6 protein-coding genes are annotated in these 10,440 nt (G+C 75.6%); 2 read left to right on the forward strand and 4 right to left on the reverse strand.

All coding sequences use genetic code 11. From position 1 onward, the window contains the following. The first annotated feature begins 147 nt into the window (after positions 1-147). On the forward strand, positions 148-756 hold the full coding sequence (locus tag IE244_RS30595) for a response regulator transcription factor (protein WP_229854425.1): 609 nt from the start codon (positions 148-150) through the stop codon (positions 754-756). On the opposite strand, the gene IE244_RS30600 is transcribed toward IE244_RS30595, so the two are convergent. The 4 genes from IE244_RS30600 to lanKC form a co-directional block, all read right to left on the reverse strand. Then, positions 757-2,448 carry an ATP-binding cassette domain-containing protein gene (locus IE244_RS30600; protein WP_229854426.1) on the reverse strand — a complete coding sequence of 564 codons (1,692 nt, stop codon included), beginning with the start codon at positions 2,446-2,448 and terminating at the stop codon, positions 757-759. 601 nt (positions 2,449-3,049) lie between these two features. Continuing rightward, complete coding sequence (locus IE244_RS30605; protein ID WP_191876799.1) at positions 3,050-4,843, reverse strand: ABC transporter transmembrane domain-containing protein; 1,794 nt, start codon at positions 4,841-4,843, stop codon at positions 3,050-3,052. A gap of 100 nt (positions 4,844-4,943) precedes the next feature. Next, positions 4,944-5,057, reverse strand: coding sequence for a SapB/AmfS family lanthipeptide (locus IE244_RS30610; protein ID WP_031172271.1), 114 nt, complete (start codon positions 5,055-5,057; stop codon positions 4,944-4,946). A 38-nt stretch (positions 5,058-5,095) separates the two neighbouring features. Then, positions 5,096-7,708, reverse strand: coding sequence for a class III lanthionine synthetase LanKC (gene lanKC / locus IE244_RS30615; RefSeq protein WP_191876800.1), 2,613 nt, complete (start codon positions 7,706-7,708; stop codon positions 5,096-5,098). A gap of 198 nt (positions 7,709-7,906) precedes the next feature. Here lanKC and IE244_RS30620 point away from each other — a divergent pair, with 198 nt between their 5' ends. Continuing rightward, entirely contained in the window at positions 7,907-10,369 is a 2,463-nt protein-coding gene (locus IE244_RS30620; RefSeq protein ID WP_191876801.1) for a SpoIIE family protein phosphatase, read from the forward strand. The last annotated feature ends 71 nt before the right edge of the window (positions 10,370-10,440 follow it).

Genomic DNA, 10,440 nt, shown 5'->3' on the forward strand with positions numbered 1-10,440 from the left:
CATGTGCGCCCCCACGCACCCTGATGGCCGAATCTCCGCGCCCGCGAACGGTACGGGCGCCCAAGAATGGGCACGCGCTGTCCCATGCCGCGGTCATGGCACGGGCGACGACGATCATCGGGCGTGGGACGACCAAGGGGGCGGGCAGTGATCCGGGTGCTTCTGGTGCACGACGCGTGTCTGGTGCGATCGGTCCTGGCGGAGTGGCTGCGCCGGGAGCCGGGGCTGGACGTGGACGACACGCCGTGGCGGAGTGCCGCCGCCCGGATCCGGTCCTTATGCCCGGACGTGTGCGCGGCGGACCTCGACTGTACGGACGGGCAGGGGGTGCCGCCGCTCGGCGACCTCTGCCCGCCCGGAACCGGCGGCAGGCCCCCGGCCCTCGTGGTGCTGGCCCAGGCGAACCGCCCGGGGCTGCTGAAGCGGGCCGCCGAGGCGGGCGCGCTCGGCTTCGTCGACAAGGAGGGTTCACCGGACCAGCTGCTGCGTGCCATCCGGTCCGTCGCCCAGCGGGAACGTTTCGTCGACGCCTCACTGGGCTTCGGCTTCCTCAAGGCGGCCCAGATGCCGCTGACCAGACGCGAGCTGAGCGTGCTCTCGCTCGCGGCCGCGGGCGCCTCGATCGCGGAGATCGCCGGCAGCCTGCACCTGTCCCATGGCACGGTCCGCAACTACATGGCGGCGATCACCCGCAAGACCGGCGCGCGCAACCGGATCGACGCGATTCGCATATCGCAGGGTGAGGGGTGGGTGTGACTAGCCCGGCAGCGGCGCCGGGCGCGCCGTCCAGCCGCCGACCAGGTCCTGGTACAGATCAGAGCCGCGCAGGAGTTCGCCGTGGGTGCCGCAGGCGGTGCGCGCGCCGTCCATGACGAGGATCCGCTCGGCGCGGCGGGCGGAGCTGATCCGGTGCGCGACGACGACCAGTGTGCCGCCCGGACGCGTCGCGAAGGCCCGTTCGGCGCGCGCTTCCGCCTCCGGGTCCAGATGGCAGGTCGCCTCGTCCAGCAGGGCCAGCGGGGCGGGGGAGAGGTAGGCGCGGGTCAGCGCGATCAGCTGCCGCTCCCCTGCGGACAGCTCCGCCGGGGCGACCGGGGCACCGGGCCCGCCCAGCGTTTCCAGCAGCGGGGTGAGCCCGACCGCGTCGGCGGCGGTGAGGAGTTCGGCCTCCGGCACGGGATCGTCGCGGAAGAGGGCCAGGTTCTCGGCCAGGGTGCCGGTGGTGACGTAGGCCTCCTGCGGGATGAGCACGGTGGCCCGGGGCGCGGGCACGGGACGGCCGTACACACGGATGGTGCCGTGCTGCGGGGTGAGCAGCCCGGCGACGAGACCGGTGAGCGTCGACTTGCCGATGCCGCTGGGGCCTACGACGGCCAGGTGAGCGCCTTCCGGGAGGGTGAGGTCGAGGCCGTTCAGGACGGGGGTGCTGGCGGGGCCGTAGGAGAAGGTGACGGACGTGAGGGACAGGGCGGGTGGGGCGTGCGGTCGTCGGGCGGGCTTCCGCTCGTGGTCCCGTGCGTCGTCCCGTGCGTCGTCCCGTGCGTCGGGGGAGGGGGGAATCGGGGCTTCGCGGTGTCGGGGCGTTCGGGTCAGCCTGCGCAGTACGACCGTCAGGCGGGCGCCGCTGGTGCCGAGGCCGTGGACGAGGGAGTTCAGGGCGGGGAGCAGGGACTGGGTGACGTAGGCGAGCGCGCCGAGCAGGGCGCCCGGGGTGACGCCGTGGCCGAGCAGCCAGGGCGCGGTGACCAGCAGCAGTACCGCCGGCAGTTCGCCGCCGACCGCCAGCGCGGCCACACGGGCGACACTCCAGCGGGCCAGGGCGCGGGCGGCCCGCAGCTCGGCGTCGGTGCGCGCGTCGACGGTGTCGGCGACCCGGTCCTCGGCACCGGCCGCGGTGACGTCGCGCAGCGCCGGGACCAGCGCGCCCAGTTCCTCGGCCAGTGCCTCGTCGGCGGTGAGGAAGGCCTCCTGGCGGTGGGCCAGCGGCCTGAGTGTCGCGGCGAACAGGGCCACGCCGGCGAGCAGCGGAGGCAGGACGACCGCGAGGAGCAGGGGGGCCAGCGAGAACAGGCCGATCAGGGCGCCGGCGGCGGTGAACAGGAAGGAGCGGGTCACCATCACGACACCGGCGAGTGTGTCCCGGGCGATCTCCACCTGCTGGGTGAGCCCGGACAGCGCACCCGCGTCCGCCTCCCGCACGCCGCGCGCGACGACCGCCGTCACCAGCCGGTCCCGGGCCGGCTCGACCAGCGCGGCGACCACGCGGTACACCCGCCCGGTCCCGTACGCCCCGGCACACACGGCGAGCCCCGCGGCCCCCAGCCACAGCAGGCCGGTCCGGGCGTTCCCGGCGAGGAACCCGGCGTCCAGGGCCCGCGCGAGGGCGTATCCGACGACGAAGGTCTGTCCCGCCTCCAGCACCGACCAGGCGCCGAGCCGTACCAGCACCCGCCACCGCTCCCGCAGAAACCGGCGGACACGCGTGTGCGCGGGCGACCGCTGCCCCCCGTCCGCCCCGGGGTCCGCCGGGTTCCGGTCCGGGGCGGGCGCGTCGGTCGGGTCGCGGTCTCGGCCGGGCGTGGCGGTCAGGTTTCGGTCCGGGCTGGGCGTGGGTGTCGACGTCCCGGCTGGGGTGGATGTGCTCGCCGACCGGGGTCCCCGGTGGGGAGTGTTCGTCGGGTGCTGGTCTTGGCCGGGCGTGTTGGTCGGCTTTCGGTCCTGGTCCCGTATGTCCGTCGCGTCCCGGTCGGTGTGAGACATGTCCGCGCGGTCCCGGCCGCGGTCCCGGTCCGGGGTGGGCGTGTGCGGTGGCTTCCTCTCCGGGACCGGTCCGCCAGTCGGCTTCCCTGCCGGTTCCCGCTCCTGGTCGGGCCTGCCCGTCAGCTTTCGTTCCCGCTCCCTGCCCGGCATGCCCGTCAACTCCCGTTGCTCGTTCGGACCGCATCGGGGCGCCTGCCGTCCAGGGCGTGCCGGCGATCGGTGTTCGTCCGTGCCGGCCTGCGCCACCTCGTCCGCGGCCGGTCCGTCCGGGCCCGCGTTTGCGCCGTCATCAGCAGGCCTCCGTCCCGGCCTCGGCCTCGGCACCGCCGTCGGTGCCCCGCGCCATGCCCGCCCCGCACGCGCTCTCCCCGTTCTCCGGACCCGCCCCGAACACCGCCCGGTACTCCGCCTCCCGCCACAGCTCCTGGTGTGTTGCGACCGCCCTGACCCGGCCGGCGTCCAGCCAGGCGACGCGGTCCGCGCGGGCCGCGGTGGTCGCGCGGTGGGCGATCAGCAGGCGGGTGCGGGACGGGTCGGGGGTCAGCAGGGTCTGGGCGATACGGTGTTCCGTGACCGTGTCCAGGCTGGACAGGGCGTCGTCGAGGATCAGCAGCCGGCCGCCGTGGGCGAAGGCGCGGGCGAGGCCGAGGCGTTGGGACTCGCCGCCGGAGCGGGGCGCGTCGGCGGTGCGGGTGGCGTAGCCGTCGGGGAGGCGCCGTACGAAGTCGTCGGCGTGGGCTCGCCGGGCGGCCGAGCGGACGGCGGCCGGCGTCGCGGGCGTCGGCCCGAAGGCGATGGTGTCCTCGATGGTCGTACCCGGCAGGGCGGGGCGCTCGAAGGCGTAGGCGACGGCGCGGCGCAGCTCGGCGTGGGCGAGGTCGCCCAGCAGGACGCCGTCGAGCAGGATGTCGCCCGCGTCGGGGTCGGTGAGCCGGCCGGCGAGCTGTGCGAGCAGGGACTTGCCGGCGCCGGAACGGCCGACGACCGCGAGGGTGGTGCCGCCCGGGACGGTCAGGTCGACCCGGTCCAGGACGGTTCGTCCGCCCCGGAGCGCGGTCACCGCCCGCAGTTCCAGCCGGCCGTTGCCGGGCGGCAGCCGGCCGGCGCCGTACCCGGGCGCGGGCTCGGCCCGCACCTCGGCGAGCCGGCCGGTCGCCGCCCGGGCCCGGGCGAGTGTCGCCAGCTGCCCGACCAGCGCGCCGACGCCCGTGGCGAGCGCCGCGTAGCGGGAGGCGGCCAGCACCTCGCCCACCGACAGGCGATGCCGGGCCAGCAGCAGTCCCGCCACGGCCAGTACGGCCAGATTCAGCAGCGGCGCCACGGTGACCGCCCGTGCGGCGGCGCGTCCCTGCACGCGCCACATCTGGTGCCCGGCACGCGACAGTTCGGGCAGCGGCGCCAGGATCCGGGCGGTCTCGCGGTCCTCGACGCCCGCGGCCCGGATCGTACGGAATCCGCCGACCGCCTCCGCCAGCGCACCGGCGATCCGGCCCTGCACCCGCTGGTAGTCGGCCACGCACGCCGATGTGTCCCGGGCGAAGGAGCGCAGCAGGAGGGCCAGGACCGGTGCCCCGGCGAGGAACACCGCCGCCAGGTACGGGTCGAGGAGGGCGAGCGCCACCACACCACCGACGGGAGCGGCGAGCGCGGCGAGCAGGGCGGCCAGCGCGCCCGGCGCCGTCCCGGCCTGCGCCGCGTTGCCGACCAGCCGTGCCACCAGATCCCCGGCGCCGAACCTGGCCGCCGCCCGCGGGCCCAGCGCCAGCACGTGCCCGGTGAGGTGCCGGCGCAGCCATGCGGTGGCCTGCGCGTCGGCCGTGCCGGAGAGCACGCTCGCGCAGCCGTCCAGCAGGGCGAGCAGCGCTACGACCCCGGCGCAGCCACCGATCCAGCGGGCGGCCGGGGCGCGGGCCAGCAGCAGGTCCAGGGTGTGGCCCAGCAGGGCGGGCAGCAGCAGGCCGGCCGCCGTGGCCGCCGTACCCACCGCGCACAGGGCGGCACAGCGGGCGCCGCCCTGGCGCAGCACCGCGCGCGACAGGGACCGGCCGGCCGCCGGACCGGCGCTGTCGGGGCTGGAGTTCATCGGCTGCGGCCTCGCTCGGGTCGGACGGGAACGGGAAGGCTCCGGACGGCCCCGCCCACACGGGGCGGGGCCGTCCGGAGCCGTGGACTCACAGGCCCGGTCAGAGACAGAGCAGAACGCTCGCCGCGGAGACACAGGAGAGCAGGCTCGCCGTGCTCGCGCCGGTGTGGGTGTACTCGTCGGACTCGAGGGTCTGCAGGTCGAGCAGTGCCATGGTGGTGTCCTTTCCTGGTTGGGGACGGGGGTGGTGCGTCACGGCTTCGTCGGTGCGGAGCCGCGTGTGAGGGCCGCCGGTGGCGGCGCGAGGAAGGGCAGGTGCGCGGTGCGGGCGTCGTCGCGGGCCGCGGCCAGCGCGAGCAGGCAGCCTGCCGTGCCGGTGGCGAGGTCCATGGACAGCCGCATCATCTGGTGCCCGGGGAAGGCCAGTTGGCCCTGGTAGTCCATCGCGAACCAGCCGAGCCCGGCGATCTGCTGCCGCAGCCGTTCTCGGGTGGCGCCCGGCGCGGTGCTGCGGGCGAGGTGCAGGATCATTCCGGCGCGGCCCTGGAAGAGACCCGGCTGGGCGTAGAAGCGGGAGGTGGCGGCGGTCAGGATGCCGGCCCGGGCGCGTTCGAACTCCTCGTCGTCCGCGTGCGCCAGGTAGTCGTCGAGGACCAGCCCGATTCCCGCGCTCCCGTCGCCGAGGTAGGGCAGCGTCCGCCAGCCCTCGTCCACCTCCAGGCCGCCGCCCGCCTCCTGGGTCACACAGCAGTCCAGGTCCCGGCGGAGCGCCTCGGCCGCCGCGGTCAGGAAGCGGTCCTCGCCGGTCCGCTCGTACCAGCGCAGGAGGAACAGCGCGGGCCCGGTCGCGCCGCGCAGCAGCCCGGCGCGCCGGCGCGGGGTGTCCGGGAGCGGTTCGGCGAGTCGTCGTACGAGGATGTCGGCGGCCTCGGCGGCGTGTTGCCGCAGGGCCGACTCGCCGGTGGTGTCCGCGAGCCGCCCGAGGACCAGGCCGAGCCCGGCGAGTCCGCCCTGCAGGTCGGAGGCGAGACTGCGCCAGTTCTCCCGCAGGACGCCGTCGGTCAGGTCCAACGCCCGCTGCCGGTGGCCGAGTTGGTCGAGCACCAGCGCGACGCCTGCCAGGCCGTCGTACAGGCCGAGCGGGGTGCCGGGCGGCGGTGGGGCGGTGTGGGTCAGCAGCCAGTGCTCGCCCTCGTCGTAACGGCCGGCCCCGGCCGCCTGGAGCGCGTGGAGCACACCGGCCGCGCCGTGGGCGAGGCCGAGGCCGCCGCCGTCCGAGAACTGGGCGATGTCACCGGGGAAGAGACGGTCGTCGCGTTCCGGCGTGGCCGAGGCGAGGATCGCCTTCACCATCGAGTCCCGGCTGTAGGGCCAGTCGCCGGGCACCACCGGTGGGGCGGGTCTGCTGCGCCGCCCGCCCGCGGTGTCCCGGGTGATCTCCGCCACCGCCTCGTCCAGGAAGGCACGCGGCACGTCCGGGAACTGCTCCGCGATCACCTCGGCGAGGTGCGCGGCCTTGCCCCGGTCCACCACGAACAGCGTGGTGACCGGCAGGAACAGGGCGAGCCGCAGACAGGCCAGCGCATAGCGGTCGACGTCGGGGCCGCGGCGGTCCGGCGGGGCGAAGAAACCGGGGTGGGCGACGGTCTGCCGGGCGTTCGCCTCCGCGGGGGCGGCGGCCTCGAAGTCGATGAGACGCACCGACTGTTCGTCCTCGGTCACCATGATGTTGAAGACGTGCAGGTCGTTGAAGACCAGCCCGCGCGCATGCACCGCGGCCACCGCCTGCTCCACCGCCGCGTTGATCCGCAGCGCCCACGCCGTGTACGCGGCCACGTCCGCCGGGTCGGGGTCGGCGGTGAGCAGCGGATGCCGCTCGGCGAAGAAGGAGTTCAGCGGACGGCCGGCCAGGTGGTCCATGACCAGGAACCGGTGCTCGCCCAGCGTGAACCAGTCCCGTACCTCGGGCACCACACCGGTCCCGGCGACCCGTTCCAGCGCCGCCTTCTCCCGCTCCAGCCGGGCCACCGCGTCCGCGCCGTCGGCGGCCAGCCCCGCGTGCGGCCGGGCTTCCTTCAGCACCACCCGGCGCCCGTCCCGGGTGTCGGTGCCGGTGTACACCCCGCCGCCGTTGGAGAAGTGCAGCGCCTTCTCGATGCGGTACGGCAGCTCGCCGACCGTCGTGGTGTTGCGCGCGTCGAGGTGCGGCCGCAGGAACTCCGGCAGCGTCACCCACTCGGGCACCTGGAAGGACGGGGCCCGCCGGTCCGGTACCAGCCGGCCCGTGCCGTCGGCCACCGCCGGGACCAGCGAGCCGCGCTCGTCGACGACGTACCGGCGGGCGAAGGCGCCGTAGCGGACGTAGAGCGGGCCGTCGTGCCAGCGCAGGTCGGTGAGGATGTACGGCCCCTCGAAACCCTCCAGCAGCGCGCCCAGTTCCCGCAGCACCTGCTGCAACTGCTCCTCGTCCGCCGGGTAGACGGTGACGAACTTGCCGCTGGTGTCGCGGCCCGCGTACTTGGCGTTGCGCAGGTGCAGCAGATGCGGGCCGGGCACGAACTTGAACGGGATGCGGCGCGGCACGCAGTAGTCCCAGACGATGCCCGCGATCCGTTCCGCGTTCGCGGCGGTCGCCGAGGAGTGGATCTTCCAGCCCTGGGCCGGCGACGGAAGCGGCGCGCCGTCGGCGTCGACCGGGGTCAGCGTCAGCCAGTCGCCGGAGCGGGCCGCGTGCCAGCCCTCCGGCACCGTGCGACGCGCCGTCGCGTACAGCGCTGCCGGCGCCCCGTCCGCTCCCGGGAGCCGGTCGGGCGTGTCGTAGAAGTGCCCGTCGGCGAGCGCGTACACCTCGTACCGCTTGTCCATGCGCCCCAAGCCCTCCCTCGTGTGACCGGGAACGACACTCGCAGGAGTCAGGCGGTCGCGGACAGTCACGTCTGTCACGAGGACACCGTGCGGAACTCATGCGTCAAGATGCGTTCGGTGGCTTTCGAACGGAACGGGCGTACCGGAGAGCACCCGGAGCCCCCTCAGGGGCTGCGCCGACGGCCCGTACGCGCTGTAATGGCGAACGTGGTGAGTGAGGGCGCTGCGATCAGCGGAACGCGAACGGCGCCGGAGCGTGCCGAAGCCGCCCTGGAGACGCTCACCACGGCCCCTGACACGCCGGACCGGCTCCGCCGGGTCCTGGAACAGGCGCTGGTGTTCGCCGGAGCGTCCTTCGCCGGCGTGTACGTCCCCGGCGACGACCCGTCGGAGCTGTTCCTCGCGGAGTCGGCGGGCCTGCCCCGCACCCTGTACGGACTGCGCGACGCCTACCCCGCCGCCGGCGGCACCCCGGTCGCCGAGGCCCACCGCACCGGACGCCCCCGCTGGCTCGGCCCCGAGCAGCTGGCCGGCTCCCCCGAGGCGCGGCGCACCCCGTCGCCGGACTTCTCGGTGGCCGCCCTGCCGCTCGGCCCGGTGGGCAGCGGCTGCCTGCTGGTCGTCAGCGAACACCCCGGCGGCTTCGGCACCGACGACCGCGCCTGCCTGGAGCTGATCGCCCGCGCCGTCGCCGTGCCCGTTCCCGCCGCCTCCGCCGCCCCCGCCGGCGAGCTGCCGCCGGACGCCTTCAGCCTGGCCGTGGACAGCGGCCGGGTCGAGGTCGGCGACGGGATCCTGCGGCTGTTCGGACTCGCCCGGGACGCCTTCGACGGCCGGGTCGAGACCCTGCTCGGGCTCACCGTGCCCGAGGATCTGCCGGCGCTGATGTCCGTGGTCGAGGCGGACCACATGTCCATCGGCGAGCGCGAGCTGGAGTTCCGTATCCTCCAGCCCTCCGGCGCGCCGAGGTGGCTGCGGCTGCGCGGCCGACTGCTGCCCGCCGGCGAGGGCCGCTCCGCCCGGCTCGTGGGCACCGTCGCCGACGCCTCCACCCTGCGCGCCGGCGTCACCGACGTGACCCGGGTCCAGCGTCTGGCCGCCGCGCTCGCCACCGCCGGCACGGTCAAGGACGTCGGCAACGCCGTCGTCGCCGCCCTGCGCGGGCCGTTGCGGGCCGACCGGATCGCGCTCGCCGAGCTGGAGAACGAACGGCTCGTCGTCACCGTCCTCGACCCGCCCGAACCCGAGGCCTGGCCCGAGGTGTGGCGCAGCGAGTGGCGCACCGAGTGGCCCGAGGCGCCGGTACGCGCCATGCCCACCCTCGCCGCCGCGCTCCGTGAGGGCCGCGCCCGGATCTGGCCGGCCGGCACCTCGCTGGAACCCGCCCTCGCCGAGGTCGGCCCCGGCGGTCTGGCGGTGCTGCCGCTGCCCGCCGGCGGCCGCATGGCCGGCGCCTGCCTGATCGGCTGGGACCGCCCGCACGACTTCGGCCCCGACGAACGCGCGCTGCTCACCGCGTGCGCCGGCCTCACCGGACAGGCCCTGCTGCGCGCCCACGCCTTCGACGCCGAACACGAACTCGTCGGCATGCTCCAGCGCACCCTGCTGCCGCGCCGCCTGCCCCGGCTGCCCGGCGCGGTCGCCGTCGCCCGGTACCTGCCCACCACGGCCGGCCTGGAGGTCGGTGGCGACTGGTACGACGTCATCCCGCTCGCCGACAACCATGTGGCCCTCGTCATCGGCGACGTCCAGGGGCACAACGCCGGCGCCGCCACCCTGATGGGCCAGATGCGCACCGCGCTGCGCGCCTACGCCGCCGAGGGCCACGCCCCGGACGTGGTCGTGGCGCACGCCAACCGGCTGCTGCTGGACATGGAGACGGACCTGTTCGCGACCTGTGCCTACGTCGAAGTCGACATGGAGGAGGGCACCGCCTGGTGCGTGCGTGCCGGTCATCTCCACCCCGTGCTGCGCCATCCGGACGGCACCGCCGAGGTCGTACGGGCCGAGGGTGGTCCGCCGCTCGGCGTGCTCGCCCAGGCCGAGTTCCCGATGACCCCGCTGCGCCTGCAGCCCGGCACGGTGATCGCGCTGACCACCGACGGCCTGGTGGAGTCACCGGACGCCGACATCGACGTGGGCCTGGAGCGGCTCGCCGCCGAGCTGGCCGCCGGTGACCCGGCGCACCTCGGGCTGGTCGCCGACGCGCTGCTCGCCGGCGCGCACCGCGGCGACGACGTCGCCCTGCTGCTGATGCGCTACGACGGCATGGCCGTACGCCCGCTGCGCGAGAGCTGGACGGTGTGGCGGGTGCCGGAGGCGGTGCGGCACGCCCGCCGCTTCACCCGGCGCACGCTGCGAACCTGGGGCGTCGCGCAGGACACGATGGACGCGGCCCTGCTGGTGGTCTCCGAACTCGTCACCAACGCCCTGGTGCACACCGGCGGGCAGGTCCGCCTCGACCTCACCCTGGTCAACCACCGCCTCCGCCTCGCCGTCGCCGACTCCTCCCCGCGCAGCCCCGTCAAGCCGGCCAGCATCGGCTGGGAGGCCACCGGCGGCCGGGGCATCATCCTGGTCGAGGCGGTGTCGGCGGCCTGGGGCACACTCCCGCTCAGCGGCGGCAAACAGGTCTGGGCGGAGCTGGTCCCGGACACCTGACGCCCCCGGGCCCCCACACGAGGGCCCCCGGAACGGGTACCTCGGCCGGGCTGCTCACGGGGGCGGGGGCT

Origin of the sequence: Streptomyces filipinensis, assembly GCF_014649495.1 — a bacterium.
Lineage (GTDB): Bacteria > Actinomycetota > Actinomycetes > Streptomycetales > Streptomycetaceae > Streptomyces > Streptomyces filipinensis.

What these genes read in the sequence shown, in the direction of transcription:
- IE244_RS30605 (WP_191876799.1), bottom strand. Translation starts at nt 4,843, where the DNA reads ATGAACTCCAGCCCCGACAGCGCCGGTCCGGCGGCCGGCCGGTCCCTG.
- IE244_RS30610 (WP_031172271.1), bottom strand. Translation starts at nt 5,057, where the DNA reads ATGGCACTGCTCGACCTGCAGACCCTCGAGTCCGACGAGTACACCCAC.
- lanKC (WP_191876800.1), bottom strand. Translation starts at nt 7,708, where the DNA reads ATGGACAAGCGGTACGAGGTGTACGCGCTCGCCGACGGGCACTTCTAC.
- IE244_RS30620 (WP_191876801.1), top strand. Translation starts at nt 7,907, where the DNA reads ATGGCGAACGTGGTGAGTGAGGGCGCTGCGATCAGCGGAACGCGAACG.